Annotated in this window: 26 protein-coding genes and 1 pseudogene; 16 read left to right on the top strand and 11 right to left on the bottom strand. The window is 67.4% G+C overall.

Going from position 1 to position 25,962, the window contains the following annotated elements:
• The first annotated feature begins 12 nt into the window (after window positions 1–12).
• From AAG092_RS16165 to cysN, 4 genes are all read left to right on the top strand, one after another.
• Window positions 13–405, top strand: coding sequence for a hypothetical protein (locus AAG092_RS16165; RefSeq protein WP_373387462.1), 393 nt, complete (start codon window positions 13–15; stop codon window positions 403–405).
• Between the two features lie 11 nt (window positions 406–416).
• Window positions 417–1,316, top strand: a complete 900-nt coding sequence (locus AAG092_RS16160; protein ID WP_373387461.1) for a PHB depolymerase family esterase — start codon at window positions 417–419, stop codon at window positions 1,314–1,316.
• Window positions 1,317–1,437: 121 nt separating this feature from the next.
• Window positions 1,438–2,337 (top strand): sulfate adenylyltransferase subunit CysD, encoded by a 900-nt coding sequence (cysD, locus tag AAG092_RS16155; protein WP_076580810.1) that lies wholly within the window; start codon window positions 1,438–1,440, stop codon window positions 2,335–2,337.
• Window positions 2,337–4,238, top strand: coding sequence for a sulfate adenylyltransferase subunit CysN (gene cysN / locus AAG092_RS16150; RefSeq protein WP_373387460.1), 1,902 nt, complete (start codon window positions 2,337–2,339; stop codon window positions 4,236–4,238). The genes cysD and cysN overlap by 1 nt, the downstream gene beginning before the upstream one ends.
• Window positions 4,239–4,270: 32 nt before the next feature.
• Here the strand turns inward: cysN and AAG092_RS16145 are convergent, their stop codons facing one another.
• Window positions 4,271–4,435: a rubredoxin gene (locus AAG092_RS16145; RefSeq protein WP_373387459.1), complete on the bottom strand. Its 165-nt coding sequence runs from the start codon at window positions 4,433–4,435 to the stop codon at window positions 4,271–4,273.
• A gap of 240 nt (window positions 4,436–4,675) precedes the next feature.
• Between AAG092_RS16145 and AAG092_RS16140 the strand changes: the two genes are divergently transcribed.
• Entirely contained in the window at window positions 4,676–4,870 is a 195-nt protein-coding gene (locus AAG092_RS16140) for a hypothetical protein (RefSeq protein WP_373387458.1), read from the top strand.
• A gap of 9 nt (window positions 4,871–4,879) precedes the next feature.
• On the opposite strand, the gene AAG092_RS16135 is transcribed toward AAG092_RS16140, so the two are convergent.
• The gene (locus tag AAG092_RS16135; RefSeq protein WP_373387457.1) at window positions 4,880–6,373 is read right to left on the bottom strand and encodes a helicase HerA-like domain-containing protein; all 1,494 of its coding nucleotides are present in this window, start codon (window positions 6,371–6,373) and stop codon (window positions 4,880–4,882) included.
• A gap of 128 nt (window positions 6,374–6,501) precedes the next feature.
• Here AAG092_RS16135 and AAG092_RS16130 point away from each other — a divergent pair, with 128 nt between their 5' ends.
• The gene (locus tag AAG092_RS16130) at window positions 6,502–8,379 is read left to right on the top strand and encodes a methyl-accepting chemotaxis protein (protein WP_373387456.1); all 1,878 of its coding nucleotides are present in this window, start codon (window positions 6,502–6,504) and stop codon (window positions 8,377–8,379) included.
• A 3-nt stretch (window positions 8,380–8,382) separates the two neighbouring features.
• On the opposite strand, the gene AAG092_RS16125 is transcribed toward AAG092_RS16130, so the two are convergent.
• From AAG092_RS16125 to purU, 3 genes are read right to left on the bottom strand one after another with little or no spacing between them, the layout of a single operon-like run.
• Entirely contained in the window at window positions 8,383–8,559 is a 177-nt protein-coding gene (locus tag AAG092_RS16125; RefSeq protein WP_373387454.1) for a hypothetical protein, read from the bottom strand.
• 1 nt (window position 8,560) lies between these two features.
• Window positions 8,561–8,989: a CBS domain-containing protein gene (locus AAG092_RS16120; RefSeq protein ID WP_373387453.1), complete on the bottom strand. Its 429-nt coding sequence runs from the start codon at window positions 8,987–8,989 to the stop codon at window positions 8,561–8,563.
• 25 nt (window positions 8,990–9,014) lie between these two features.
• Complete coding sequence (gene purU / locus AAG092_RS16115) at window positions 9,015–9,866, bottom strand: formyltetrahydrofolate deformylase (RefSeq protein WP_373387452.1); 852 nt, start codon at window positions 9,864–9,866, stop codon at window positions 9,015–9,017.
• A 308-nt stretch (window positions 9,867–10,174) separates the two neighbouring features.
• Here purU and mvaT point away from each other — a divergent pair, with 308 nt between their 5' ends.
• Window positions 10,175–10,552 (top strand): histone-like nucleoid-structuring protein MvaT, encoded by a 378-nt coding sequence (gene mvaT / locus AAG092_RS16110; RefSeq protein WP_373387451.1) that lies wholly within the window; start codon window positions 10,175–10,177, stop codon window positions 10,550–10,552.
• Between the two features lie 54 nt (window positions 10,553–10,606).
• Here mvaT and sbcB read toward each other — a convergent pair whose 3' ends face one another.
• Window positions 10,607–12,040, bottom strand: coding sequence for an exodeoxyribonuclease I (gene sbcB / locus AAG092_RS16105; RefSeq protein WP_373387450.1), 1,434 nt, complete (start codon window positions 12,038–12,040; stop codon window positions 10,607–10,609).
• A 163-nt stretch (window positions 12,041–12,203) separates the two neighbouring features.
• Here sbcB and AAG092_RS16100 point away from each other — a divergent pair, with 163 nt between their 5' ends.
• The 7 genes from AAG092_RS16100 to AAG092_RS16070 all read left to right on the top strand — a co-directional run bounded on the left by AAG092_RS16100 (window position 12,204) and on the right by AAG092_RS16070 (window position 19,938).
• The gene (locus tag AAG092_RS16100) at window positions 12,204–12,965 is read left to right on the top strand and encodes a hypothetical protein (protein WP_373387449.1); all 762 of its coding nucleotides are present in this window, start codon (window positions 12,204–12,206) and stop codon (window positions 12,963–12,965) included.
• A gap of 95 nt (window positions 12,966–13,060) precedes the next feature.
• Window positions 13,061–13,789 (top strand): RDD family protein, encoded by a 729-nt coding sequence (locus AAG092_RS16095; RefSeq protein WP_373387448.1) that lies wholly within the window; start codon window positions 13,061–13,063, stop codon window positions 13,787–13,789.
• Window positions 13,786–14,766, top strand: coding sequence for a stage II sporulation protein M (locus tag AAG092_RS16090; protein WP_373387447.1), 981 nt, complete (start codon window positions 13,786–13,788; stop codon window positions 14,764–14,766). The genes AAG092_RS16095 and AAG092_RS16090 overlap by 4 nt, the downstream gene beginning before the upstream one ends.
• The gene (locus AAG092_RS16085; RefSeq protein ID WP_373387446.1) at window positions 14,753–16,336 is read left to right on the top strand and encodes a DUF4129 domain-containing protein; all 1,584 of its coding nucleotides are present in this window, start codon (window positions 14,753–14,755) and stop codon (window positions 16,334–16,336) included. The genes AAG092_RS16090 and AAG092_RS16085 overlap by 14 nt, the downstream gene beginning before the upstream one ends.
• Window positions 16,333–17,565: a DUF4350 domain-containing protein gene (locus tag AAG092_RS16080; RefSeq protein WP_373387445.1), complete on the top strand. Its 1,233-nt coding sequence runs from the start codon at window positions 16,333–16,335 to the stop codon at window positions 17,563–17,565. The genes AAG092_RS16085 and AAG092_RS16080 overlap by 4 nt, the downstream gene beginning before the upstream one ends.
• A complete protein-coding gene (locus AAG092_RS16075) occupies window positions 17,562–18,593 on the top strand; it encodes an AAA family ATPase (protein ID WP_373387444.1) in 1,032 nt (343 codons plus the stop codon). Before AAG092_RS16080 ends, AAG092_RS16075 begins: the two co-directional genes overlap by 4 nt.
• Window positions 18,594–18,606: 13 nt before the next feature.
• Window positions 18,607–19,938, top strand: a complete 1,332-nt coding sequence (locus AAG092_RS16070; protein ID WP_373387443.1) for a DUF58 domain-containing protein — start codon at window positions 18,607–18,609, stop codon at window positions 19,936–19,938.
• A gap of 11 nt (window positions 19,939–19,949) precedes the next feature.
• Here the strand turns inward: AAG092_RS16070 and AAG092_RS16065 are convergent, their stop codons facing one another.
• Together AAG092_RS16065 and erdR are read right to left on the bottom strand one after the other, a co-directional pair.
• Complete coding sequence (locus AAG092_RS16065) at window positions 19,950–20,315, bottom strand: diacylglycerol kinase (protein ID WP_373387442.1); 366 nt, start codon at window positions 20,313–20,315, stop codon at window positions 19,950–19,952.
• Between the two features lie 61 nt (window positions 20,316–20,376).
• The gene (gene erdR / locus AAG092_RS16060) at window positions 20,377–21,030 is read right to left on the bottom strand and encodes a response regulator transcription factor ErdR (RefSeq protein ID WP_110681547.1); all 654 of its coding nucleotides are present in this window, start codon (window positions 21,028–21,030) and stop codon (window positions 20,377–20,379) included.
• 124 nt (window positions 21,031–21,154) lie between these two features.
• Between erdR and AAG092_RS16055 the strand changes: the two genes are divergently transcribed.
• Window positions 21,155–22,036, top strand: a complete 882-nt coding sequence (locus tag AAG092_RS16055; protein ID WP_373387441.1) for a DMT family transporter — start codon at window positions 21,155–21,157, stop codon at window positions 22,034–22,036.
• 49 nt (window positions 22,037–22,085) lie between these two features.
• Here AAG092_RS16055 and AAG092_RS16050 read toward each other — a convergent pair whose 3' ends face one another.
• The gene (locus AAG092_RS16050; protein WP_373387440.1) at window positions 22,086–22,799 is read right to left on the bottom strand and encodes a tRNA-uridine aminocarboxypropyltransferase; all 714 of its coding nucleotides are present in this window, start codon (window positions 22,797–22,799) and stop codon (window positions 22,086–22,088) included.
• Between the two features lie 123 nt (window positions 22,800–22,922).
• Here AAG092_RS16050 and AAG092_RS16045 point away from each other — a divergent pair, with 123 nt between their 5' ends.
• Complete coding sequence (locus AAG092_RS16045; protein WP_373387439.1) at window positions 22,923–23,324, top strand: quorum-sensing-regulated virulence factor family protein; 402 nt, start codon at window positions 22,923–22,925, stop codon at window positions 23,322–23,324.
• 3 nt (window positions 23,325–23,327) lie between these two features.
• On the opposite strand, the gene AAG092_RS16040 is transcribed toward AAG092_RS16045, so the two are convergent.
• Window positions 23,328–23,522, bottom strand: a complete 195-nt coding sequence (locus AAG092_RS16040; protein WP_373387438.1) for a hypothetical protein — start codon at window positions 23,520–23,522, stop codon at window positions 23,328–23,330.
• 24 nt (window positions 23,523–23,546) lie between these two features.
• Window positions 23,547–25,942, bottom strand: a pseudogene (locus AAG092_RS16035) (xylulose 5-phosphate 3-epimerase).
• Window positions 25,943–25,962 lie beyond the last annotated feature (20 nt).

The following is a 25,962-nucleotide window of genomic DNA, read 5'->3' as shown; positions in this document are numbered from 1 at the left end:
ACGAGGCGAACCATGCCAACACGTCCCCGCCTGGGCAACATCAGCAACCCCAGCTCCCTGGATGAACTGCCCGAACTGCCGCCGCATCTGCAGATGCTGCGCGACGACCTGCAGAAACGCGTGCAGGCCAGGCGCGTACGCCACTACCTGGATCGGGAACTGTCGCACCTCAGCGGCAATCGCGAAATCGCTGCCAGCGTACGCCTGCTGTTCGACGGCCATGGGCGACCCGCGGAAAACCTGAGCCTCAAGGAAATCGTCAAATTCCGGCAGAAGATCGAAACCGACATCCAGTGGATGGAAGCGGTGCTGATCGAGCTACGCAGTGACCTCGGCATCGTCCGGGAGCTGGAGGATGCTGCCCTGGACGTGGCCGAGATCCAACAGGCCGAAGAAGACCGCTGAGGAGATCACCCATGCGCCTCGCCACTCTGTTTGCCATCGGCCTGAGCCTGCTGGCGGGTCAGGCTCAGGCCGCCAGCGAAGGCCGGCTCCTATCGCTGGATAGCGGTGGCGAGATGCGCAGCTACAAGCTGTTCATACCTGCCAATGCCATGCAGGGCCCGCTGCCACTGATGATCGTGATGCACGGGGGGCTCGGCAATGCCGACGAGACCGAGCGAACCACTGGCATGAATCGGATTGCCAGCGCCAACGGCTTCATGGTGGCCTACCCCAATGGCACAGGGGCCCGCCTGATGAAGAATCGGCGCACCTGGAATGCCGGCAAGTGCTGCGGGCCGGCGGCAGCGCGCAACATCGACGATGTCGGCTTCATTCACAGCATGCTCGCCGACATTGCCAGACACCACCCACTGGACCGCTCGCGGGTGTACGCCACCGGCATCTCCAACGGCGCCATGATGGCCTACCGCCTGGCGTGCGAGATGCCTCGGGAAATCGCCGCGATCGTGCCGGTATCCGGCACCCTGGCACTGAACAGCTGCCCAGGTGCGCAGGACATCCCCGTGCTGCACATTCATGGCAGCGCCGACAGCAACGTCCCCTACCAGGGCGGCATGGGCGAGAACGCCATCGCCGGCGTGGCACACCGCTCGGTACCGGAAACCCTGCAGATACTCGCCCAGGCCCATGGCTGCAAGGCCGGCCACAACGAACAAGCGATGCCCGACGGCTCCGCACTGACCAGCTGGAACTGCCCCCAGAACGCGCCGGTGCAGTTGCGCCTGATTCCGGGTGGCGAACATGTCTGGCCAGGTGGCGACAGCCGGCGCAACCGCAAGCTCTTTGGCGGCAATTTCTCCGCTAGCCAGGCGGCCTGGGACTTCGCCAGACAGTTCAGGAAGAACCAATGATCGCCCCTGCGTACTGCCCAAGACCGCAGCCCCTGTCGTCACCAATAGGTAGGTCGGTGATCGGGAAGCAGGTAAGCTGCATCCCATAGACCCTGCAGTACAGATTCATTGAGGCACAGATATGCCACTGACTCATCTAGAGCGCCTGGAAGCGGAGAGCATCGACATCTTCCGCGAAGCGGTTTCCGAGGCGGAGAACCCGGTGATGCTCTACTCCATCGGCAAGGACAGCGCGGTGATGCTGCACCTGGCGCGCAAGGCCTTCTTTCCCTCGCGTCCGCCCTTCCCATTGCTGCACGTGGACACCACCTGGAAGTTCCGCGCCATGTACGAGATGCGCGAACGCATGGCCCGCGAGTCGGGCATGGAACTGCTGGTGCACCACAACGAGGATGCCCGGGCCCGCGGCATCAATCCCTTCACCCATGGTTCGGCCCTGCACACCGACCTGTGGAAGACCGAGGGCCTGAAGCAGGCGCTGGACAAACATGGCTTCGACCTGGCTTTCGGCGGCGCACGCCGCGACGAGGAAAAATCGCGCGCCAAGGAGCGCGTGTTCTCCTTCCGCAGCGCCCAGCACCGCTGGGAGCCCAAGGCCCAACGCCCCGAGCTGTGGCGCCTGTACAACGCGCGCAAGCTGCCCGGCGAGAGCATTCGTGCCTTCCCCCTGTCGAACTGGACCGAGCTGGACATCTGGCAGTACATCCACCTGGAGAACATCCCGATCGTGCCGCTGTACTTCGCCGACCGGCGCCCGGTGGTGGAGCGCGACGGCGTACTGATCATGGTCGATGACGAGCGCATGCCGCTGCGCCCCGGCGAGCAGCCGGAACTGAAGAGCGTGCGCTTCCGCACCCTGGGCTGCTACCCGCTGACCGGTGCGGTGGAGTCCGAGGCCGACAGCCTGCCGGCGATCATCCGCGAAATGCTGCTATCCACTACCAGCGAGCGCCAGGGGCGGGTCATCGACCATGACAGCGCCGGCTCCATGGAGAAGAAGAAAGTCGAGGGATACTTCTGATGAACGCCCACCGCCAGCTCATCGACGAGGACATCGAGCAGTACCTCGAAGCACACCAGCACAAGACCCTGCTGCGTTTCATCACCTGCGGCAGTGTCGACGACGGCAAAAGCACGCTGATCGGCCGCCTGCTCTACGAATCCAAGGCGCTGCTGGAAGACCAGCTCAGCGCCCTGGAGAGCGACTCGAAGAAGCACGGCACCCAGGGTGGCGAATTGGACTTCGCCCTGCTGGTGGACGGCCTGTCCGCCGAGCGCGAACAGGGCATCACCATCGACGTGGCCTATCGTTTCTTCGCCACCGAGAAGCGCAAGTTCATCGTCGCCGACACTCCCGGCCACGAGCAGTACACCCGCAACATGATCACCGGCGCCTCCACCGCCGACGTCGCCGTGATCCTGATCGACGCGCGCAAGGGTGTGCTGACCCAGACCCGCCGGCACAGCTATCTGGTGTCGCTGATCGGCATCCGCCGCGTGGTCCTGGCGATCAACAAGCTGGACATGGTCGATTACTCGCAGGAAGTGTTCGAGCAGATCGACGCCGACTACCGCGCCTTTGCCAGCAGGCTCGGCATCGAGCATATCCAGAGCATTCCGCTGTCGGCCCTGCGCGGCGACAACATCACCGAGCCCAGCCCGAACACGCCCTGGTACCAGGGCCCGAGCCTGATGCAGTTCCTCGAGACGGTGGAGCTGGAACAGGCCCGCGAAGATGCGCCATTACGCATGCCGGTACAGTGGGTCAACCGTCCCAACCTGGATTTCCGCGGCTTCTCCGGGCGCATCCTCGGCGGCAGCGTGCGCCCTGGCGATGCCATCCGCGTGCTGCCCTCAGGCAAGACCAGCCGAGTCGAACGCATCGTCACCCTGAATGGCGATCTGCAGCAGGCCGTCACCGGTCAATCGGTGACCCTGACCCTGAGCGACGAGATCGACATCAGCCGCGGCGACGTCATCGCCGCGGCTGATGCGCCGCCGGCGGTGGCCGACCAGTTCGAGGCAACCGTGGTCTGGATGAGCGAGGAGGCCATGCTGCCGGGCCGCCCTTACCTGATCAAGCTGGGCGCCAGCAGCATCGGCGGCGCACTGGGTCAGCCCAAGTACCAGGTCGACGTCAACAGCCTCGACCAGCTGCCGGCCAAGACCCTCGGTCTCAACGAGATCGGCGTCTGCACCCTGAGTCTGGACCGTGCCGCGCCCTTCGACCCCTATGCGGAAAACCGCGACATGGGCAGCTTCATCGTCATCGACCGCTACACCCACCAGACGGTGGGTGCCGGCATGCTGCACTTCGCCCTGCGCCGCTCGCAGAACATCCACTGGCAGGCCGTGGAAGTCGACAAGGCCGCACGCACCCGCCTCAACGGCCACAAGCCCTGCGTGATCTGGCTGACCGGCCTGTCCGGCGCCGGCAAGTCGACCATCGCCAACCTGCTGGAGCGCCGCCTCCACGCCCAGGGCGTGCACACCTACCTGCTCGACGGCGACAACGTGCGCCACGGCCTGAACAAGGACCTGGGCTTCACCGCCGCCGATCGGGTGGAGAACATCCGCCGTATCGGCGAGGTGGCCAAGCTGATGGTGGATGCCGGGCTGATAGTGGTCACCGCCTTCATCTCGCCGTTCCGTTCGGAGCGCCAGCTGGCTCGGGATCTGGTCGCCGAAGGCGAGTTCATCGAAGTATTCGTCGACACGCCGCTGGCGGAAGTGGAGAAGCGTGATCCCAAGGGGTTGTACAAGAAGGCGCGGCGCGGCGAACTGAAGAACTTTACCGGCATCGACTCGCCCTACGAGGCGCCGGAGCAGCCGGAGATCCGCATCGAGACGCTCAAGCACAGTGCCGAAGAGGCTGCCGACCTGATAGTCCGGCAACTGCGCGAACTGGGCCTGCTGGCCTGACGGACAGGCCGGGGCAGTCACGCCCCGGCGCTTCACAGCTCGATCATCTCGAAGTCGGCCTTGGCGGCGCCGCAGTCGGGACATAGCCAGTCCGCCGGAACGTCCTCCCAACGGGTTCCCGGCGCGATGCCCTCGTCCGGCCAGCCCAAGGCTTCGTCATAGATGAAACCGCAGATGATGCATTGCCACTTCTTCATGTCACGCTCCTCCACCCTTAAGCATAGGAAGTCATGCGAAGACAGTAGTTGCGAAGACAACTTGCCGGATCGGCCAGCCTTACTGAAATCGCCGTGCGACTCGGCCGCCTGATAGTCCAATGAACCCATGCGAGCGATGGAAACATAAGAACCCATCGCTATAATTGCGCCGCTTCTACTTCAAGCTTCGGTACTGACTATCGAGGCAGGCCGTTTCGGCCATTCCATCAGGGTGAACACGTGACGAAAGACGAACTGCGCGCCGAACTGGAGCGTCAGGCGCAACGTTACAAGGAAGTATATGGCGGCGAGGTGATCACCTACGCAGCCCAGCCCGACCCCGAGCGCAAACCCTGGCGCAAGCGCCAGAGCCTGCTGGACCAGGCCTTCCAGCAGGAGCTGCAAAAAATCGAACAGGCCCGCGAGACCGAGTGACCCGACGCCTCAGCGGCGCCGGCTGCCACCCAGCAGGGAGCCCATCAGACCACGCACCAGCTGCCGACCGATCTGGTTGGCCGCCTGGCGTACTGCCGTCTTCATCACCTGGCTGGCCAGGCTGCCGAGCAGTTCACCGGCCATGCCGCCCAGCCCGCCTTGCTCCGCCGGCGCCGCGCCCTTGCCGACCGGCGCCGTCTCCGCAGGCACCTCGGCCGCGCGCGCCATGAGCATCTCGTAGGCCGACTCGCGGTCCACCGCCTTGTCGTAGCGGCCGGCCTGGGGCGAGCCGCGCAACAGCGCCGCCCGCTCCGCCTCGTTCAGCGGCCCGATGCGCGACTGTGGTGGGGCGATGGCCACGCGCTGGACCATGGCCGGCGTGCCCTTCTCTTCCAGCGTGCCGACCAGTGCCTCGCCGATGCCCAGTTCGGTGAGCACGCTCAGGCTGTCGAACGCCGGATTGGGGCGGAAGCCGTCGGCCACCGCGCGCAGGGACTTCTGCTCCTTGGCGGTGAATGCGCGCAGGCCATGCTGGATACGCAGGCCGAGCTGGGCCAGCACCTCATCCGGCAGATCGCTGGGTGACTGGGTGACGAAATAGACCCCCACGCCCTTGGAGCGGATCAGCCGCACCACCTGCTCCAGACGCTCCTGCAGGGCCTTGGGGGTGTCGGCAAAGAGCAGGTGGGCCTCGTCGAAGAACAGCGCCAGTACCGGTTTGTCGGCATCGCCACGCTCGGGCAGCTGCTCGAACAGCTCGGCCAGCAGCCACAGCAGGAAGGTCGCATAGACCTTGGGCGCCTCGTGCACCAGGCGGCTGGCATCGAGCAGGTGAATACGCCCGCGGCCATCCGCATCGGGCCGCAGGATATCCTCCAGCTGCAGCGCAGGCTCGCCAAACAGCGCCTCGGCGCCCTGCTGCTCCAGGGTCGCCAGACGCCGCAGCAGGGCCTGGGACGAGGCTCCGGCGAACAGCGCGCGATCCTCGCCGAGCAGCTCGGGATTGTCCTTGAGGTGATTGAGCAGCGCCTTGAGATCCTTCAGGTCGAGCAGCAACAGGCCCTCGCGGTCGGCCACCTGGAAGGCGGCATAGAGCGCTGCCTGCTGGCTGTCGGTCAACTCCAGCAGGTTGCTCAGCAGCAACGGGCCCATCTCGCTCAGGGTGGTGCGCAGCGGATGCCCGCTCTTGCCGGCCACGTCCCACAGGGTCACCGGATAGGCCTGGGGTCTGTGATTCAGCCAGGGCATGCTGGCGATGCGCTCGGCCACCTTGCCCTGCGGATTGCCGGCGGCGCCCAGGCCACAGAGGTCGCCCTTGATGTCGGCGGCGAAGACGGCCACCCCGGCATCGCTGAACAGTTCGGCGAGGCGCTGCAGGGTCACCGTCTTGCCCGTCCCGGTGGCACCGGCTACCAGGCCGTGGCGATTGGTCAGGCGCAGGGCCTGGCTCACGGGCTGCCCCTGCGGATCGGCACCCAGCACAAAAGTATCGGTTACAGGCATCTTGCCATCCCTCGGGCTAAAGCTTTACTGCAATTATGTCGTTATAGATGGTGTTACCCATAAGGCCGGCGCAGCGTCGTACGGCCACCTACAAGACTGCTGCCAGACCTTACCGGACGCAAGCCACCATGACCCAGAACCTGAAGTTCAGCCACAAGATCCTGCTCGCCGCCTCGCTGGTGGTGATAGCAGCCTTCTCCCTGTTCACCCTGTACAACGATTACCTGCAACGCAATGCCATTCGCAGTGATCTGGAGCATGAGCTGGAGAGTCTGGGCCAAATCACCGCCAGCAACATCCAGAACTGGTTGTCCGGGCGCATCCTGCTGGTGGAGAACGTGGCCCAGTCGATCGACGACTCGACCACGCCCGACTCGCTGGTCAAGACCCTGGAAAGCAAGGTGCTGACCTCGACCTTCGCCTTCACCTACCTGGGCTCGGCCGACGGATCCTTCACCATGCGCCCGGACGAGCAGATGCCGGAAGGCTACGATCCGCGCACCCGCCCCTGGTACAAGGACGCCATGAGCGCCGGCGGTTCGACCCTGACCGAGCCCTACGTGGATGCCGCCACCAGTAAGCTGATCATCACCATCGCCACCCCGGCCGGCAGCAGCGGCGTGGTCGGGGGCGACCTCAGCCTGGACACCCTGGTGCAGATCATCAACTCGCTGGATTTCGACGGCATCGGCTACGCCTTCCTGCTCAGCGCCGACGGCAAGATCCTGGTCCATCCGGACAAGAATCTGGTGATGAAGAGCCTCAAGGAGGTCTACCCGCAGAACACGCCGACCGTCAGCGCCGGCGTGACCGAAGCGGAGCTCGATGGCGTCGAGCGCATCCTCACCTTCACCCCGGTCAAGGGCCTGCCCTCGGTCGACTGGTACGTCGGTCTGTCCATCGACAAGGACAAGGCCTACGCCACCCTCAGCGAGTTCCGTGCCTCGGCCATCATCGCCACCATCATCGCCGTGGTCATCATCATGTTCCTGCTGGGCATGCTGATCCGCGTGCTGATGCAGCCGCTGCTGCTGATGGGCAAGGCCATGCGCGACATCGCCCAGGGCGAAGGCGACCTGACCAAGCGCCTGAACGTGCAGAGCCGCGACGAGTTCGGCGAGCTGGCGACCTCCTTCAACCAGTTCGTCGAACGCATCCACGGCTCGATCCGCGAGGTCTCCTCGGCCACCCAGCAGCTCAACGAGGTGGCCAAGCTGGTGGTCAACGCCTCCAACTCGTCGATGGCCAACTCCGACGAACAGGCCAGCCGCACCAACAGCGTGGCGGCCGCCATCAACGAACTGGGCGCCGCTGCCCAGGAGATCGCGCGCAACGCCGCTGACGCCTCGCACCAGGCCTCCGACGCCCGTCACCTGGCCGAGGACGGCAGCCAGGTGCTGCAGAAGACCATTGCCGCGATGAACGAGCTGTCGGAGAAGATCAGCGCCTCCTGCCGCAACATCGAGACGCTGAACAGCAAGACGGTGAACATCGGCCAGATCCTCGAGGTGATCAAGAGCATCTCCGAGCAGACCAACCTGCTGGCGCTCAACGCCGCCATCGAGGCCGCCCGGGCCGGCGAGGCAGGCCGTGGCTTCGCCGTGGTGGCCGACGAGGTACGCAACCTGGCGCACCGCACCCAGGAGTCGGCGCAGGAAATCCAGAAGATGATCGAGGAGCTGCAGGTGGATGCCCGCGAGTCGGTGTCCACCATGACCGAGAGCCAGCGCTACAGCGAGCAGAGCGTGGAGATCGCCAACCAGGCCGGTGAACGCCTGGGCAGCGTGACCCAGCGCATCGGCGAGATCGACGGCATGAACCAGTCGGTCGCCACCGCCACCGAGGAACAGACCGCCGTGGTCGACTCGCTGAACATGGACATCACCGAGATCAACACCCTCAACCAGGAAGGCGTGGAGAACCTGCAGGCCACCCTGCGCGCCTGTGGCGACCTGGAGCAGCAGGCCACCCGCCTCAAGCACCTGGTCGACAGCTTCCGTATCTGAGGCTCAGGCGGGCGCGTCGTCGTCCGCCGGCGGCTCCTGCGGCGCCTGCAACTGGCGCCACAGCTCGGCGGCACCGGGAAATTCGGTGCCGTCCTCCTCGCTCAGCGCCTGCGGGTCATAGCGCCGCACACAGCCCTCGCCCAGAGTGGGTGGCGGTGTCGCGGTTCCGGGCTGCTTCATTTCATCTCTCGCTCACCGGCTGGCCGGCGTCATGCTGGGCGAATTCCTTGACCGCCAGCAGCACGTCGTGACAGCTGATCTGCCCGAGCAGCCGCCCCTCCTCCACCACCGGCAGGTGGCGGTGCCCGCCATGCAGGAATCGCTCGGCCACCTCGATCACACTGCAGTCGGGAGAAACCGTTTCCACCCGCGGATTCATGCAGGAGCCGACCAGGCCGCCGGTCTGCTCGAAGTAGGCCCCGGACAGGATGCCGCGCAGGCAGTCGGCCTCGGCCAGCAGGCCGATCAGCCGGCCCTGCTCATCGACCACCGGTGCGCTGGAAATACGATGTTCCAGCAGCACGCCGATGGCGCGGTAGAGATCGGTGTCGGCCTTGAACGTCACCAGGTGCGTGGCCATGTAGTCGCGCACCTTGATCGATCTGAGCATATCGTCCTCCCACCGCGCGCGACGGTCAGTCGAACACCACCGTCTTGTTGTCGTGCACCAGTACGCGGTCTTCCAAGTGATAGCGCAGGCCGCGGGCCAGCGCCATCTTCTCCACATCCTTGCCGAGGCGCACCATGTCCTCGACGCTGTCGCGGTGGCTGACGCGCACCACGTCCTGTTCGATGATGGGGCCGGCATCCAGCTCCTCGGTGACGTAGTGACAGGTCGCGCCGATCAGCTTGACGCCACGCAGGGAAGCCTGGTGATAGGGCTTGGCGCCGACGAAGGACGGCAGGAAGCTGTGGTGGATGTTGATTACCCGCCCCGCATACTCGCGGCACAGCTGCGGCGGCAGGATCTGCATGTAGCGCGCCAGCACCACCGCATCGGCCTGGCACCCCGCCACCAGCCTGGCCACCTCGGCGAAGGCCGGCGCCTTGTCCTGCGGATCGACCGGGACATGGTGGAAGGGAATGCCATGCCATTCGACCATGCTGCGCAGGTCGTTGTGGTTGGAGATCACGCAGGGGATCTCGCAGTCCAGCTCGTCGCTGTGCCAGCGGTGCAGCAGGTCGGCCAGGCAATGGGACTCGCGGCTGGCCATCAGCACCACGCGCTTGCGCTGCGCCGAATCGGTGATGCGCCACTCCATGGCAAACTCGCGGGCGATGGGGGCGAAGGCCTGGCGGAAGCCATCCAGATCGAAGGGCAGGGAGTCGGCGCGAATCTCATGGCGCATGAAGAACCAGCCGCTCTGATCATCGGAATGATGACTGGCTTCGGTGATCCAACCGTTATAGGTGGCCAGGAAACTGCTGACCTTGGCGACAATGCCGACGCGGTCCGGGCAGGCGATCACCAGACGAAAAGTGCGCATGAAGAAACTCCAGAAACTTCGCGAAGGGCGCCATTCTAGCCACAGCCGGAGAAAACTTCAGTAATGCCGATGTGCCGGCGGCAACCGCAGATTGCGCCACAACTTGCACAGAAGCGAACTTGAGCTGTCACATTAAATACATCGCCACGGCAATGAGGGCTTACCTAACATTGCCAATGGAGTTATCTCGGCGATGACACAACCTGGATATTTCGGCAAAAGATTTCCATGTTATTTACTTGCGCGGGGCGCCTGCCTATTATTAGTCCACATTACAACTGCAACCGGTCCACTCAAGGTAGAACCTCATGTCCCTGATCAATGAATACCGCGCCACCGAAGAAGCCATTAAGGAACTGCAAGAGCGTCTGAAGAACCTGTCGCAGGACGACAAGCTGAAAAAAGAACTGGAGTTCGAAGGCAAACTGCGCACCCTGATGGGCGAATATCAGAAATCCCTGCGCGACATCATTGCCCTGCTCGATCCGGAAGGTGCCAAGAGCGGCAAGACCGCCCGTGTGGCCAAGCCGGCCAGCGGCAAGCGCGCACGCAAGGTCAAGCAATACAAGAACCCCAACACCGGCGAAGTGATTGAAACCAAGGGCGGCAATCACAAGACCCTAAAAGAGTGGAAAGCCAAGTGGGGCGCCGCCACCGTGGAAAGCTGGGCCACCCTGCTGGGTTAATCACCCGTAGTTTGAAAAAAGCCGGCGGATGCCGGCTTTTTTATTATCTTGCAGTTACCCGCAATAACTCGCCCGCAAACGCTCCATGTGCTCCTGCCAGGCCCGCAATACCGCCTGCTGCGCCTCATCCGCCTGCTGCCACTCCAGCGCCAGGGCGCTCATGAAGTTGTTCAGGGTATTGGGCGCGCCCATTTCCGCCTGTTCCAGGCGCATCCGACAGAATTCCTGCCAGCGCTGCTGCTCGGCGCCGTTCAACGAACCCGGGAAGTTGCGCGCGCGGTAGCGAAACAGTAATTCGGGCAGGCGCATATCGCTGAATGCCCAGTTATCCCGCGCTAATTGCTCGACCGAGGCCTGGCGCACCTGCTCGCACAGACGGCGGTCACGCTCGCCGAGAAATCCCGAGTACAGCTGCTGCTCGGGATCATCCAGCCCGGCGTACTCCTCGGCGGCATAGATGTCCGCCAGCTTGGCCTGCCAGAGCGGCAGGCTGTCGCGCAGCAAGGAAGCCCTCCGCTCGCACAGGTCCAGGTCCAGCTGCAGCCGCTCGCGGTCTTGCTCCCGCAGCACCTTCAGCGGCGCCACCACCGGGCAGCGGTTGATGTGCAGCAGCTTGAGCGGTACCGGCAGCTCGCCCTCGGCCAACTCGTCACGGCGGGTGTAGAGACGGCGGCACAGGGTTTCGCCGTCCAGCTCCAGCAGTGGCTGCGGCTCGGCCTGCAGGTCGCAGACGATCAGGGCATTGCGGTTGCTCGGGTGCCAGGCCAGTGGCAGGACCACGGCCAGGTAATGACGATCACCGGCGAAGCGCCCGGATACATGTAGCAACGGCTGCAGCAGGCGGATCTGCTCGGCCACCCGCGCCTTGCTGCGCAGCTGGTAGAGAAAGTCATACAGGCGCGGCTGGCGCGCGCGCAGCAGGCGCGCCAGGCTGATGGTGGCGCGCACGTCGGACAGCGCATCGTGGGCCTGGCCATGCTCGATGCCGTTGGCCAGGGTCAGCCGCTCCAGCTTGAGCGAAACCCGTCCTTCCGCGTCCCGAGGCCATTCGATGCCCTCGGGACGCAGGGCATAGGCTGCACGAACCAGATCGATCAAATCCCAGCGACTGTTGCCACCCTGCCACTCGCGGGCATAGGGGTCGTAGAAGTTGCGATACAGGCTGTAGCGGGTCAGCTCGTCATCGAAGCGCAGGCTGTTGTAGCCGGCGCCACAGGTGCCGGGCAGGGCCAGTTCGGCATGCACCCGGGCCATGAACTCGGCCTCCACCAGCCCCTTTTCCTCGAGCACCTGCGGCGTGATGCCGGTGATGCGACAGGCCGCCGGGTGCGGCAGGATGTCGTCGGATGGACGACAGTAGAGGTTGAGCGGCGCCCCGATCTCGTTCAGTTGCTCGTCGGTACGGATGCCGGCCACCTGCAATGGGCGATCGCAGCGCGGGTTGATGCCGGTGGTTTCGTAGTCGTACCAGAAGATACTCGCAGACAAGATGGTTCCTCATGGGTGGCAACGCGGCCAGTCTATCACTGCAAGCCGGACGGGCCGCGGCAAGCAAAGCATGATGTCTCTCACGCTGCCTGCCTTGTGGCCGGCATGCCTCAACCGATAGGATGGCTCGATCAGGAAAACCAACCACAAGGACAGTCACGCCATGCACGATTCCACCGCACCCAACCCCTACGCGGCACCGGTCAGCAACCTGCAGGAAGTCTCCAGCAGCCAGACCCCGACCATTGCCGAAGCCCTCAACCGTGGTTATGACTTCCGCATCGGCGACGTCATCGGCGAGTCCTGGCGCCTGGTCAAAGGCACCAAGGGCATCATCTTCGGTGGCCTGGTCATCTTCTATGTGGTCATGTTCGTCGCCACCAGCGTGCTGGGAGCCCTCTTCGGCGCCATCGGCCTGCTCAGCGAGGCCAGCCTCAGCGCCATCCTGGTCGGCCAGTTCGTGATCTCGGTACTGGCCTCGGCCCTGACCTACCCCTTCCTGGCGGGGGTCAACATGGTCGGTATCCGTCGCGCCGCCAACCAGCCTGTCAGTTTCAACGAGGTGTTCAGCGGCCTCGGCCTGTTCGTGCCACTGCTGATTACCGCCGTGGTGATGACCGTCCTGGTCTACATCGGCTCGCTGCTCCTGCTGCTGCCCGGCATCTATCTGGGCGTGGCCTACATGCTGGCGATGCCGCTGGTGATCGAGCGCGGCCTGTCACCCTGGCAGGCCCTGGAAACCTCGCGCAAGGCCATCAGCCAGCACTGGTTCAAGGTCTTCGGCCTGTTCCTGGTGCTCGGCCTGATCATGGCGCTGAGCATGATTCCGCTGGGCATCGGCCTGATCTGGAGCATGCCGCTGTTCATCATCAGCATGGGCGTGCTGTACCGCACCATCTTCGGCGTACTGCCGCCGGCCAACTGATTTCACCCGGAAGTTCGGGCCGCCGCGCGGCGGCCCGATTGCCTTGGCACCCTGCTGCTGGCTAGCATCAGGCCTTTCTTCGATGCAGTGCCCCGATGCCGTTCACGCCCGCCACCGCCCAGTCCGCTGCCCCAGGCCTGCCCCTGCTGGATACCCGCCTGCTGGTTGAGACGCCCGAGGGCATCGATCTGATCCTCCGTCCCGCCGGCCTGATGCCGCGCGCGCTGGCCTTCGGCATCGACCTGTTGATCCGTGGCGCCATCCTGCTGGCGGCCTTCGTGCTGCTCGGCCTGCTCGGTCAGTTCGGCGCTGGCCTGGGCACCATCCTCTACTTCCTGGTCAACTGGTGGTACCCGGTGCTGTTCGAAGTGCTGTATCAGGGCCGCACCCCCGGCAAGAAGGCCATGGGCCTGCACGTGGTGCATGACGACGGCACCCCGGTGGGCTGGGCCGCCTCGCTGACCCGTAACCTGCTGCGCGCGGTGGACATGCTGCCGTTCGCCTACTGCCTGGGCGCGATAAGCTGCCTGAGCCACAGCCAGTTCAAACGCCTCGGCGACCTGGCCGCCGGCACTCTGGTGGTGTATCGCGACGAGGAACCGAAACAGCCGCAGCCGCCCGAGGCGGAGGCCGAGCGCGCGCCCTTCCCGCTCAGCCTGGCCGAGCAACGCGCCGTGCTGGACTTCGCCGAACGCCGCAGCAGTCTCTCCACCGCGCGCCGCACCGAGCTGGCGGCGATCCTCGCCGAGCCACTGGACAGCCTGCCGGAACACGCCGAGGCGCGCCTCAACGGCATCGCCCGCGGCCTGTTGGGGTCGGCATGAAGCAGCATCTTTTCGAGCAACGCCACGCAGCCGACTGGCAGGCCTTCGAGCAACGCCTGCAGGCACTGGAGCGCGGCAAGGCCGAGCGGCGCGACTGCGAGAGCTTCGCCATCGACTACCGCCACCTCTGCCAACACCTGGCCCTGGCCGAGGAGCGCGGCTACAGCAGCCACCTGATCGACCGCCTGCAGCAACTGGCCAAGCGCGGTCACCAGCAGTTCTATCGCCACCGCAGCCACCTGGGCGCACAGGTCATCGGCTTCGTCATCGCCGGCTTCCCGCAGCTGGTGCGCCGCGAATGGCGCGCCGTGCTGGCCGGCTGCCTGCTGTTCTTCGGCAGCCTGCTCGGCATGGGCCTGCTCACCTGGCAGTTCCCCGAAGTGATCTACAGCCTGATGCCGGCCGAGCAGGTCGGCCAGATGGAGGAGATGTACGACCCAGGCGCACGGCGCATCGGCCGCTTCGCCGAACGCGACTCCGGCGACGACTGGATGATGTTCGGCTTCTACATCATGAACAACATCGGCATCGCCTTTCAGACCTTCGCCAGTGGCCTGCTGTTCGGCCTCGGCAGCCTGTTTTTCCTGCTCTACAACGGCCTGGTGATCGGCGCCATCGCCGGCCACCTGACGCGCATCGGCTACAGCGAGACCTTCTGGTCCTTCGTCATCGGCCACGGCGCCTTCGAACTGACCGCCATCGCCCTGGCCGGCGCCGCCGGGCTCAAGCTCGGCTGGGCGCTGCTCGCCCCCGGCCGCCTGCGCCGTGGCGAAGCCCTGCGCCAGGCGGCCGGCCAGGCCATACGGCTGGTCGCCGGGGTCATCCTGTTCCTGCTGATCGCCGCCTTCGTCGAGGCCTACTGGTCGTCCATGACCTACGCCAGTCCGCTGACCAAGTACTGGGTCGGGGCCGGCCTGTGGCTGCTGGTGATCGCCTACTTCCTGCTCGCCGGACGCACCCGCCATGCGCCTGACTGACGCCAGCGTCGCCATCCGCCCGCGCAGCGCCTGGGAAGCCATCGACCTAGGCGTGCTCCTGGCGCGCCGCCACCTGGGCCTGCTAATGGCCAGCTGGGCGCTGCTCACCTTGCCGCTGTTCGTCCTGCTCAGCGCCCTGCTCTGGCAGTACCCGACCGTCGCCGTGCTGCTGTTCTGGTGGCTCAAGCCGGTCTGGGAGCGCCTGCCGCTGCACATCCTGTCACGCGCCCTGTTCGGCGACACACCTACCCTCAAGGAAGCCTTCCGGGCCCTGCCGCGCCTGCTCAGGCCGCAGCTGATCGCCAGCCTGACCTGGCGCCGCCTGAGCCCGACACGCAGCTTCGACCTGCCGGTGCTGCAACTGGAAGGCCTGGCCGGCGAGGCGCGCAGCAAGCGCCTGGCGGTGCTTGGGCAACGCTATGCCGGCGGCGCCACCTGGCTGACCGTACTCGGCGTCCACCTGGAAACCCTGCTGTCGCTGGGCCTGATCACCCTGCTCTACCTGCTGATCCCGCAGCAGGTACAGATCGACTGGAGCTGGCAGATGCTGTTCGAGGCCAGCAGCGGCGAGTGGCTGTGGCTGGAGCACCTGTCCAACCTGCTCTACGCCCTGGTCCTGGTGTTCTGGGAGCCGATCTACGTGGCCTGCGGCTTCACCCTCTACCTGAATCGCCGCACCGAGCTGGAAGCCTGGGACATCGAGCTGACTTTCCGCCGCCTGCGCCAGCGTCTCACCGGCAGCGCCTATGCCCTGCTGCTGGTTTGCTGCGCCAGCCTGGCCCTGCTGCCGAGCGGCGAGGCCCTGGCGGCCAAGCCGAGTGCCAGCTGCCCGGTGCCCTTCGACGATCCCATGGGCCCGGATGCCGCTCGCCTGCTGCAGCAGCCGCTGACCAGCCAGGAAGCCCGCGACAGCATCACCCAGCTGCTCGATGCACCGCCCTTCGAGAACCGCGAGGTGGTGCGGGGTTGGCGTTTCGGCGACGACAGCGCCGAGGAGCCGAGCGAGGAGGAGATCGAGAACCTGATCGAGCTGATCGAGAAGCTGTTCGAGCTCGGCAAGTTCTGGAGCAGCCTCGACCTGCTGGCGCTGTTCTTCGAAGTGCTGCTGTGGGCCGCCCTGGCCCTGCTGGTCGCCCTGCTGCTGTGGCGCTACCGCGAATGGCTGAGCACCTTCGCCGCGCGCCTGGGCCTGCCGCAGCGCCCCGTGCGCGAGATGCCGAGCCAGCTGTTCGGCCTGGAGCTGGCTCCGGAGAGCCTGCCCGCGGACGTCGCCGGCGAGGCCGAGCGGCTCTGGGCAGAGCAGCCGCGCGAAGCCCTCGGCCTGCTCTACCGCGCCCTGCTCAGCCGCCTGCTGCACGACTTCCGCCTGCCGCTGAAGGGCTCGCACACCGAGGGCGAGGTACTGCGCCTGGTCGAGACCCTGCAGCGCGAGGACCTGCAACGCTTCAGCCTGGTGCTGACCCGCCACTGGCAGAACCTCGCCTACGGCCACCGCCTGCCGCCGGCCAACCTCGGCCGCGCCCTCGCCGACGGCTGGCGGCGCCTGTTCGTCCCAGGGGCACGGGCATGAACCGGCCGCTGAAACTCGCCCTCGGTGGCGTGCTGCTGATCGCCCTGGTCTGGCTCGGCCTGCAGGCCCTGGCGCGCCTGCAGCCCTACGAGGAAACCATCAAGCACGGTCCCTCGCCCGAGGCGCGCGCCAACGACTACCTGGCCGCCGAGCTGTTCCTGCGCCAGCAGAAGATAGCGGCCACGCGGGCCGAGGGTCTGGAGGTGCTGCGCGACCTGCCGCCCGCCGGACACACCCTGATGCTGCTGGCACCGCGCCGCAACATGACGCCGCGCCAGGCCGAGCAGGTGCTGGACTGGACCGCCCGGGGCGGCCATCTGGTGTTCGTCGCCGAGGAGCTGTGGGACGAGGAAGAGGAGCGCAGCGGCGACCTGCTACTGGACGCCCTCGGCGTGCAGCAGTTCAGCACCTACGAGCTGGACGAGGAAGACGACCAGGAATCCGCTGCCGAGGATGAGGAAGCGGCCGAGCCCGAGTCCGACGCGGACGCGACGGCTGCGCAAGACACGGAAGAGGACCGCTATCCGGAGCTGACCAAGATCTATCTGGAGAACGAGGAAGCGCCGGCCTACGTCGAATTCGACACCGAGTACCACCTGTTCGATGCCGAGAACCGCGCCTACGCCTGGGCCAACAGCGGCGACGCCACCCACATGCTGCAGCTCGAGCACGGCAAGGGGCTGGTCACCGTGCTGACCGACGCCTGGCTGTGGCAGAACGACAGGATCGGCGACCATGACAACGCCTGGCTGCTCTGGTACCTGACCCAGGACAGCGTCGTGACCCTGATCTACAACGCCCAGCGCGACGACCTGTTCAGCCTCCTGCTCAAGCACTATCCCGCTGCGCTGGCGGCGTTGGCCCTGCTCATCGGCCTGCTGCTGTGGCATGTCGGCCTGCGCCACGGCCCGCTGCAGGGGCAGCCCGCGCCGGCGCGTCGCCAGCTGGAGGAACACCTGCGCGCCGGCGCCGACTTCCTCCTGCGGCGTGCCGGCCAGCAGCACCTGCTGGCCAACCTGCAACGCGACATCCAGCGCCGCGCCCGCCATCGCCACCCCGGCTTCGAACGCCTGCCGGTGGCCGAGCAGTGGCAGGTGCTCGGCCGCCTCACCCGCTTACCCACCGCCGCCATCAGCCAGGCCATGCGCCCGCTGCCGGCACAGCGGCTGTCCGCCGCCGACTTCACCCGCCAGGTCGCCAACCTGCAAACCCTCAGGAATGCCCTATGAGCGAACACACGCCGGAACAACCCAGCACCACTACCGCCGCCGCGGCCCCCGCGGCCAACCCGGCCGGCCAGCAGCGCCAGCGCGCCAGCCAGATGCTCCAGGCCCTGCGCCTGGAACTGCAGAAGGCCGTGGTCGGCCAGCGCGAGGTGGTCGACGACGTGCTCACCGCGCTGATCGCCGGCGGCCACGTGCTGGTCGAAGGCGTGCCGGGCCTGGGCAAGACCCTGCTGGTGCGCGCCCTGGCCAAGTGCTTCGGTGGCGAGTTCGCGCGCATCCAGTTCACCCCGGACCTGATGCCCAGCGACGTCACCGGCCACGCCGTGTACGACCTGCAGTCCGAGCAGTTCAAGCTGCGCAAGGGCCCGGCCTTCACCAACCTGCTGCTGGCCGACGAGATCAACCGCGCTCCGGCCAAGACCCAGGCGGCCCTGCTGGAGGTCATGCAGGAGCGCCAGATCACCCTGGAAGGCCGCGCCCTGCCGGTGCCGCAGCCGTTCCTGGTGCTGGCCACGCAGAACCCGATCGAGCAGGAAGGCACCTACCCGTTGCCGGAGGCCGAGCTGGACCGCTTCATGCTCAAGCTGCGCATGGATTACCCGCAGGCCGACGAGGAACTGAGCCTGGTACGCCAGGTGACGCGCTCGGCCAAGGCCGACATGCTCGAGGTGGCGCCGCTGCGCACCCTGCTGCAGGCCAAGGACGTGCTGGCCCTGCAGAAGATCGCCAGCGAACTGCCGATCGACGACCAGGTGCTCGACTACGCCGTGCGTCTGGCCCGTGCCACCCGCAGCTGGCCGGGTCTGGCCATGGGTGCCGGGCCGCGCGCCTCGATCGCCCTGGTGCGTGGCGGTCGCGCCCGTGCCCTGCTGCGCGGCGGCGACTTCGTGCTGCCGGACGATATCAAGGCCTGTGCCCTGGCCGTGCTGCGTCATCGCGTGCGCCTGGCGCCGGAGCTGGACATCGAGGGCCTGTCGGTGGACCAGGTGCTGCAGCAGCTGCTCGACCAGGTTCCGGCGCCGCGCCTGTGACGATCGCCCGCGCATGAAGCCATCCCGCCTGCTCCTCGGCCTGCTCGGCGGCCTGCTGGCCCTGGCCATCGTTCTCGGCAGCCTGCCGCTGCTCGGCATCAGGCTGCCGCAGACCCTGCAGCCGCTGTGGTGGGGCCTGCTGCTGGCCCTGCTGCTGCTCGCCGGCCTGGACGCCCTGTGGCTGCGCCGGCAGCCCACCCCGCGCCTGCAGCGCCAGCTGCCCGGCAACCTGCCGCTGGGGCGCTGGAGCGAGGTGCGCCTGACCCTGCACCACGACTATCGCCAGCCGCTGGTCATACAGGCCTTCGACCATCTGCCCGAGCACATGGACTTCGAGTTCCTGCCCCAGTCGGTGGCGCTGCATCCGGGCGAGCAGACCGAGTTCGGCTACCGGGTGCGCCCGCTCAGGCGCGGCCACTTCCGCTTCCCGCGCTGCGAACTGCTGCTGCCCAGCCCGCTGCGCCTGTGGCAGGCACGGCGCTTCGTCGAGCAGGCCAGCGAGACCCGCGTCTACCCTGACTTCGCCCGCCTCTACGGCGCCCAGCTGATGGCGGTGGACGACTGGCTCAGCCAGCTCGGCGTACGCCAGCGCCAGCGCCGCGGCCTGGGCCTGGAGTTCCACCAGCTGCGCGAGTTCCGCGACGGCGACACCCTGCGCCAGATCGACTGGAAGGCCACCGCGCGCAAGCGCACGCCGATCGCCCGCGAGTACCAGGACGAGCGCGACCAGCAGATCGTCTTCCTGCTCGACTGCGGCCGCCGCATGCGCAGCCAGGACGACGAGCTGGCGCACTTCGACCACGCCCTCAACGCCTGCCTGCTGCTCAGCTACGTGGCCCTGCGCCAGGGCGACGCGGTGGGCCTGGCGACCTTCGCCGGCAACCAGGACCAGTACGTGGCACCGCTCAAGGGCCAGGCCCACATCGGCACCCTACTCAACGCCGTGTATGCCCTCGACAGCACCCGCCGGCCGGCCGACTACGCGGCGGCGATCAACGCCCTGCTCGCCCGCCAGCGCCGCCGCGCTCTGGTGGTGCTGGTGACCAACCTGCGCGACGAGGACGACGAGGAGCTGCTCGGCGCGGTCAGGCGCCTGGGCCGCCAGCATCGGGTGCTGGTCGCCAGCCTGCGCGAGGAAGTGCTGGATCGCCTGCGCCACACCCAGGTACAGGACTACGAGCAGGCCCTGGCCTACTGCGGCACGGTGGATTACCTGAACGCCCGCGCCGGCCTGCACGAGCGCCTGCTGGCCCACGGCGTGCCGGTGCTGGATGCGCGGCCGAAGGAACTGGGGCCGGAACTGGTCAGCCGCTACCTGGCCTGGAAGAAGGCCGGGGTGCTGTAGGCGCGGGTCGCTCAGCCGAGCAGGATGATCGACCAGACCAGGCCGATCAGCACCAGCGAGGTCAGCTGGGCGGCACTGCCCATGTCCTTGGCGTTCTTCGACAGCGGGTGGCGCTCCAGGGAGATGCGGTCGATGGCCGCCTCCACCGCCGAGTTGAGCAACTCGACGATCAGCGACAGCAGGCCCACCGCCACCATCAGCGCGCGTTCCACCGGGCTCACGTCGAGCCAGAAGGCCAGCGGAATCAGCACCAGGTTGAGCAGCACCAGCTGGCGGAAGGCGGCTTCGCCGGTGAAGGCGGCGCGCAGGCCGTCCAGCGAGTAGCCGGCGGCATTGAGGATACGTTTCAGGCCGGTCTGGCCCTTGAATGGCGACATGGGGAAGGCAATCCGTGAATGACTCGCCGCGCATTGTAGCGGCGAGCGGCCCACAAGGGGCCTACTGCTGGGCCGGCACCGACTCCATCTGCTGCAGCAGCAGCGCCGCCTGGGTGCGGGTACGCACACCGAGCTTGCGGAAGATGGCGGTGACATGCGCCTTGATGGTGGCCTCCGAGACGCTCAGCTCGAAGGCGATCTGCTTGTTCAGCAGGCCCTCGCAGACCATTGTCAGGACGCGGAACTGCTGCGGCGTCAGGCTGGCCAGGCCGGCGCTGGCGGCCTTGGCCTCGGCCGACACGCTGACCGCCTCGAAGGCCTGCGGCGGCCACCAGACCTCGCCATCGAGCACCTGGCGCACGGCCTGCTGGAGGGTCTCCAGCGGGCTGGACTTGGGAATGAAGCCGCTGGCGCCGAACTCACGGGCACGCGCCACCACGGCGGCCTCCTCCTGGGCGGAGATCATCACCACGGGGATCTGCGGATACTGCCCGCGCAGCAGCACCAGGCCGGAAAAGCCATAGGCGCCGGGCATGTTGAGGTCGAGCAGGACCAGGTCCCAGTCGGCCTTCTCGGCCAGGCGCGCCTCCAGCTCGGCGATGCTAGCCGCCTCCACCAGGCGCACGTCCGGCCCCAGGCCCAGGGTCAGCGCCTGGTGCAGGGCGCTGCGGAACAACGGGTGGTCGTCGGCGATGAGAATCTCGTATGCGGCCATGGGCGTTCCCTGTTGTTGTTGTGGGCCGGTTCAGCAAGCGGCGCCAAGCATGCCGAGCCGTGACGGGGTGGTCAAGTTCCGCGCTTTGCGGCAAAGTCGCCAGTTTTTCCGAGCGAGATCCGCCATGCGAAGCCAAGCCCTGCGCGCCGACCTGTTGATGCTGCTGACCGCGATGATCTGGGGCTCCGCCTTCGTCGCCCAGCGCCTGGGCATGGACGCCATCGGCCCCTTCCTCTACACCGGCCTGCGCTTCACCCTGGCCTGCCTGGCGCTGCTGCCGCTGGTGCTCTGGCTGGGCCGGCGCGAGCAGGGACAGAAGCGCGAGCCAGTCAACCGCGGCCTGCTGCTCGGTGGCCTGACCATGGGTCTGGCGCTGTCGCTGGGGATCAACCTGCAACAGGTCGGCCTGCTGTTCACCAGCGTGACCAACTCCGGCTTCATCACCGGCCTGTATGTCATCGTAGTCCCGCTGCTCGGCCTGGTCATCGGCCAGCGCACCGGCATGGGCACCTGGCTGGGCGCAGGCCTGGCGGTGGTGGGCATGTTCCTGCTCAGTGTCGGCGAGGGCTTCCAGGTCGCCTCCGGTGACTGGCTGCAGTTGGCCGGCGCCTTCGTCTGGGGCGTGCACGTACTGCTGGTGAGCTTCTTCGCCAGCCGCCACGACCCGCTGCGCCTGGCCCTGCTGCAGTTCGCCACCTGCGCGGTGATCAGCCTGCTGCTGGCGCTGGTGCTGGAGGAAATCCGCCTGGAGGCCATCCTCGCCGCCGGCCCGGCCATCCTCTACGGTGGCCTGTTCGGCGTGGCCGTCGGCTTCACCCTGCAGGTGGTGGCGCAGAAGCATGCGATCGCCTCGCACGCCGCCATCATCCTGTCGCTGGAGGCGGTGTTCGCCGCCATCGCCGGCGCCCTGCTGCTGGGCGAGGCCCTGGCGCTCAAGGGCTACTTCGGCTGTGCGCTGATGTTCGCCGGCATGCTGCTCGCCCAGCTGTGGCCGAAGAAGGCCTGAGCGCCTGCGTCGCTGGGGCAGAGTGCGGCCGTGAGCCGGCGCAGAGGTCTCAGAGGAAAGGCTTGAGCGCCTGATGCGCCGGGCTCTGCTCGTCCAGTACGCGACGGTGCTTGGCGCCCAGATAGCGCTCGGTGAACAGGTCCAGCCAGGCATCCAGGGCACCGGCGACGCGGCGCTCGCCGGCGAGCTCCAGGCACAGCGCCGCCACTTCGGCGGTGCACAGGTGCTCGTCGCGCTTGGAGCGGCGCAGGCGATAGCGCGACAGCTGTTCGGGCTTCAGGCTGAGCACCGGGAAGCGGTTCAGGTAGGGACTCTTGCGGAACATCTTGCGCGCCTCGGTCCAGGTGGCGTCGAGCAGGATGAACAGCGGACGCTTGCCCGGCGCCAGGGGCGGTAGTTCCTCGATCACCCGTTCGGGCTCGGCGTATTCACCGGGGAACACCACGCAGGGGGCGTACTGCGGGTCGTCCAGCAACGCCAGCAGGTGTGGGTCGACTGCGGTGCGCTGCCAGCCGAAGGCGTGGGTATCGGCCACCAGGTCGGCGATCAGCCAGCCGGTATTGCTCGGCTTGAGCGCCTCCACGTCGTACATCAGCAGGCACATCGCCGCCCGCGCCTCGACCCGCGGACGCCAGGCACACAGGCAGTAGCTGGGGATGACCCGGCAGTCCGGGCAGCGCTCGGAGCGCGACCCCCGCGACACGAAGGGCTTGAGGCTGCGCGCCAGGCGCTCGGCACGCAGGCGGGCGACGGCATGGCTCATGACGGACTCCGGGTAAAAGGGGCGCAGTCTACCCTTGCCTCTGCCACTGGGTAAGATGGAACACCGGCGAACCCGACCGACGCCAAGCGGTCGAAGGCCGCACCGCACCTTCTGGAGATCCCCATGCCGCGTCTCGTCACCCTGCTCGCTCTCGCCCTGTTCCTGCCCGCCACCCAGGCCACCTCGCTGGGCGAGTACGAGCTGAACCTGATGCTTGAGGAAGTGGCCAAGCAGAGCAATGTCGGCACGCCACGGGCGATCAATGCCGACATCCTCGACCAGGGCTACACGGTGGAGGGCGGCATGCTGATCAACCAGCTCAGCGTGCGCACGGCCCATGCCGAGCAGATGCGCGCCAACCCGGCCAGCGTGCGCGAGCAGCTGGCCGCCAGCGTCTGCGGCAACCCCGGCTACCGCCAGCTGCTCAGCCGGGGCGCCGTGCTGCGCTACCAGTTCAGCGAATACCCGGGCAACCAGCCGGTAGCCGACGAGCGCTTCGCCAAGGCCGACTGCGGCCTGCAGTAGCGTTCAGCTCTCGCCGGCGCGGCGCTGCTCGTCGTCGGCGCGCAGCTCGGCGAGCAGCGCCTCCATGTAGCGCGAGCGGCGCACGCCACCCTCGAGGCGCCGCAGGCACTCGTCCTCCAGACTCAGCCCATTGCTCCGTGCGGCCTGCACCAGCAGACGATACAGCTCCAGGTCCAGCTCCAGCGTCAACTTGGGCATACCTGCCCCTCCCGTCCATGACCCTCAGCGCAGGCAGTGCGGGTCGCCCCTGCCCTCCACCGCGGCCAGCTCCTCGCCGCGCAACAGGGCCGACGGCGGCAGCCCCAGCAGGCGGCTCGCCGCGCGCAACACGTGCGCCCAGCTGCAGGCATTGGCGAACAGCATGCCCGCCTCGTCCAGGGTGCCGCCGCGGTTGCGATAGCCCAGCACGCGCAGCGCTCGGCCTGGGCCAGGATCGGCCACAGGTGACCCCGCGCCACCTCGCCGCGCATGTGGGTCAGCAGCAGGCGCTTGCAGCCGGCCGGGAACAGCGTTTCCACCAGCGACTGCGGCGCCACCACCTGTGCTTCCCAGGTATCGCGCGGCGCACGGAAGCGCCCCGGTTCCTGCAAGTAAATCAGACGCCAGGCGCGCCCCGCCTCGCTCAGACGAACGGCGGCGCGGCGCAGCTCGGCCAGCTGGTAGCTGCCGGTGGCGATCAGCAGCAGCGGGTCCTCGCCCTCATGGCGGTCCAGCTCCAGGGCGCCGTCGCGCGCCAGCTGCTCGGCCTGCGCCGGGCTCATCTCGCAGGGCCGCTCGCGCTTGGGCACGACCAGGCAGGCCAGCTGGCCGCGCGCCCGGTAGATGCCGGGCAGCAGAGCCAGCAGGGCATTGTGATCGGCGGGGAACAACACCCGCACCATGTCGCTCATCTCGCCCAGCAGCGCCTCGCAGAAGCCGGTGTCCTGGTGCGACTGCTGGTTCTTGCCGTTCTCCCAGGTGTGCGAGGTGGCCACCAGCGGCCAGCCGAGCCAGCCGGCCGGGCGCCCGGCCTCCTTCTGCAGGCGGGCGAAGATCAGGCTCTGGCGGACCGCACCGAGCATCTTCACGCAGAACGCCTCGTAGCTGGCCACCAGGTTCAGTCCCCCCTGGTTGGCCAGGCAGGCGGACACCACCGCCTCCTCGTTGAGCGCGGTGATCACCGCGCCATGCACCGACTCCAGCTCGCTCTCCGGCTGGCTGACCCGATGGCGCAGCGCCTTGAGCACGCCGCCAAGGCGATTGCTGACCAGCTCGTCGGGGTTGCCCACCCGCGGCCGCAGCTCGGGGTTGGCCGCCACCAGGTCGACGAAGAAGCCATCCAGGGCGGCCATCGGCGAGGCCGGCGCCGCGCGGTAGGCGAGCGGCGGCAGACGCGGCAGCTCGGGGTGGCGGCAGGCCAGGGCGGTATCGCGCTCCAGCGGCCGCTCGCCCTGGCGCAGCAGGTCGGCGGCGGCGAACAGTTCGTCCGGAGCCACCCAGAGCGCGGCGGCGGCCTGGTTGAACTGACCGCGGGCGTCTTCGTTGAGCCGCGGACAGGCCGCCAGCGGCAGGTTGTGCGCGGCGTTGCTGCCGGCGCCGGGAAAGCCGAAGCCCTTGACCGTCTCGGCGATGCCGTAGGGCATCGGCAGCGGATAGTCGAGCACCCCGTTGCGCAGCTCCTGCACCCGATGGCTCAGGCGCTGCTCCATTTCCCACAGGGCGCAGACGAAGGCGGCCGGGTCGCGACCGTCGAACAGCAGCGGATCGAAGCCGCACAGGCGCAGGTGCTGGCGAAAACCTTGCAACCCCTCCAGGGTGCCCAGCTCGGTGCGCTGCTCGATGCGCCGGCCGTTGGCGATCATCACCGGCAGGGCCGTGCCGCAGTCCTCGGCACGCCACCAGCGGGGCATCCAGTCGCTGCCACGCTGCTCCTCGGCGGCGCCGTCGGAGAGGAAGGCCACCAGGGTTTCACCGGGCAGCGGCATGTGCGCATACATCAGCTCGGCGAAGCCGAGGTAGCCCCCCTCGGCGATGCCGCCGGCGGTGTGCGGGTTGACATGGCTGCCGAGCGGCACCGCGACGCTGCCGTCGGCGGCCTGGGCGTAACCGTAGAAGTCGGCGACCAGGCGGCTCATGCCGGCCTCGTCGCGGCTGTAGCGCTGCGCCTGCTCGGCGTGCTGGTTGGCGCTCAGCAGGTTGAGCGCCTCGATGGCCGCCACGCAATGGCCCTGCCCCATCAGCCAGGCGCGGGTACGCCCGCTCAGGGCGTTGAGCGCCAGGTAGCCGGCATAGGCCGGCACCATGTTCAGGGCGCCGCCGGTATGCCCCTCGGGCACCGCCTTGAAGTCCTCGGCCGCCAGCGCCGCGCCATCCAGGCGCACCCGCTGCGCATAGGTCATGTGCACCACCAGCCAGAGGCCGGCGCAGGTCAGCAGATCGAGCGCGCGCAGGCGTCGGTAGACCGCCTCCAGGCTGGGCTGCAGGCCGGCCTGGACCAGCTGGTGGGCCAGGCGGAAGACCGCCGCGCGGGTTTCCGGACTATGCTGAACGGGTCCCCGCCCCTGCTGCCAGAGGGCGAAGGCGGGCTCGGCCTGGGCGTGAGCGTTGAGTTCCTGCAGGCTGGGCAATAGCTGGGACATGGCTCGGCTCCTCGTGTCTG

This window comes from Pseudomonas alcaligenes (genome assembly GCF_041729615.1).
GTDB lineage: Bacteria > Pseudomonadota > Gammaproteobacteria > Pseudomonadales > Pseudomonadaceae > Aquipseudomonas > Aquipseudomonas alcaligenes_B.
The sequence above is the reverse complement of the archived record's forward strand: the minus strand, read 5'-3'. Positions and strand labels throughout refer to the sequence as shown.

Excerpts from the sequence above, each read along its gene's own strand:
- AAG092_RS16165 (WP_373387462.1), top strand. The coding sequence starts at position 13 with ATGCCAACACGTCCCCGCCTGGGCAACATCAGCAACCCCAGCTCCCTG.
- AAG092_RS16160 (WP_373387461.1), top strand. The coding sequence starts at position 417 with ATGCGCCTCGCCACTCTGTTTGCCATCGGCCTGAGCCTGCTGGCGGGT.
- cysD (WP_076580810.1), top strand. The coding sequence starts at position 1,438 with ATGCCACTGACTCATCTAGAGCGCCTGGAAGCGGAGAGCATCGACATC.
- cysN (WP_373387460.1), top strand. The coding sequence starts at position 2,337 with ATGAACGCCCACCGCCAGCTCATCGACGAGGACATCGAGCAGTACCTC.
- AAG092_RS16145 (WP_373387459.1), bottom strand. The coding sequence starts at position 4,435 with ATGAAGAAGTGGCAATGCATCATCTGCGGTTTCATCTATGACGAAGCC.
- AAG092_RS16135 (WP_373387457.1), bottom strand. The coding sequence starts at position 6,373 with ATGCCTGTAACCGATACTTTTGTGCTGGGTGCCGATCCGCAGGGGCAG.
- AAG092_RS16130 (WP_373387456.1), top strand. The coding sequence starts at position 6,502 with ATGACCCAGAACCTGAAGTTCAGCCACAAGATCCTGCTCGCCGCCTCG.
- AAG092_RS16125 (WP_373387454.1), bottom strand. The coding sequence starts at position 8,559 with ATGAAGCAGCCCGGAACCGCGACACCGCCACCCACTCTGGGCGAGGGC.
- AAG092_RS16120 (WP_373387453.1), bottom strand. The coding sequence starts at position 8,989 with ATGCTCAGATCGATCAAGGTGCGCGACTACATGGCCACGCACCTGGTG.
- purU (WP_373387452.1), bottom strand. The coding sequence starts at position 9,866 with ATGCGCACTTTTCGTCTGGTGATCGCCTGCCCGGACCGCGTCGGCATT.
- mvaT (WP_373387451.1), top strand. The coding sequence starts at position 10,175 with ATGTCCCTGATCAATGAATACCGCGCCACCGAAGAAGCCATTAAGGAA.
- AAG092_RS16100 (WP_373387449.1), top strand. The coding sequence starts at position 12,204 with ATGCACGATTCCACCGCACCCAACCCCTACGCGGCACCGGTCAGCAAC.
- AAG092_RS16095 (WP_373387448.1), top strand. The coding sequence starts at position 13,061 with ATGCCGTTCACGCCCGCCACCGCCCAGTCCGCTGCCCCAGGCCTGCCC.
- AAG092_RS16090 (WP_373387447.1), top strand. The coding sequence starts at position 13,786 with ATGAAGCAGCATCTTTTCGAGCAACGCCACGCAGCCGACTGGCAGGCC.
- AAG092_RS16085 (WP_373387446.1), top strand. The coding sequence starts at position 14,753 with ATGCGCCTGACTGACGCCAGCGTCGCCATCCGCCCGCGCAGCGCCTGG.
- AAG092_RS16080 (WP_373387445.1), top strand. The coding sequence starts at position 16,333 with ATGAACCGGCCGCTGAAACTCGCCCTCGGTGGCGTGCTGCTGATCGCC.
- AAG092_RS16075 (WP_373387444.1), top strand. The coding sequence starts at position 17,562 with ATGAGCGAACACACGCCGGAACAACCCAGCACCACTACCGCCGCCGCG.
- AAG092_RS16070 (WP_373387443.1), top strand. The coding sequence starts at position 18,607 with ATGAAGCCATCCCGCCTGCTCCTCGGCCTGCTCGGCGGCCTGCTGGCC.
- AAG092_RS16065 (WP_373387442.1), bottom strand. The coding sequence starts at position 20,315 with ATGTCGCCATTCAAGGGCCAGACCGGCCTGAAACGTATCCTCAATGCC.
- erdR (WP_110681547.1), bottom strand. The coding sequence starts at position 21,030 with ATGGCCGCATACGAGATTCTCATCGCCGACGACCACCCGTTGTTCCGC.
- AAG092_RS16055 (WP_373387441.1), top strand. The coding sequence starts at position 21,155 with ATGCGAAGCCAAGCCCTGCGCGCCGACCTGTTGATGCTGCTGACCGCG.
- AAG092_RS16050 (WP_373387440.1), bottom strand. The coding sequence starts at position 22,799 with ATGAGCCATGCCGTCGCCCGCCTGCGTGCCGAGCGCCTGGCGCGCAGC.
- AAG092_RS16045 (WP_373387439.1), top strand. The coding sequence starts at position 22,923 with ATGCCGCGTCTCGTCACCCTGCTCGCTCTCGCCCTGTTCCTGCCCGCC.
- AAG092_RS16040 (WP_373387438.1), bottom strand. The coding sequence starts at position 23,522 with ATGCCCAAGTTGACGCTGGAGCTGGACCTGGAGCTGTATCGTCTGCTG.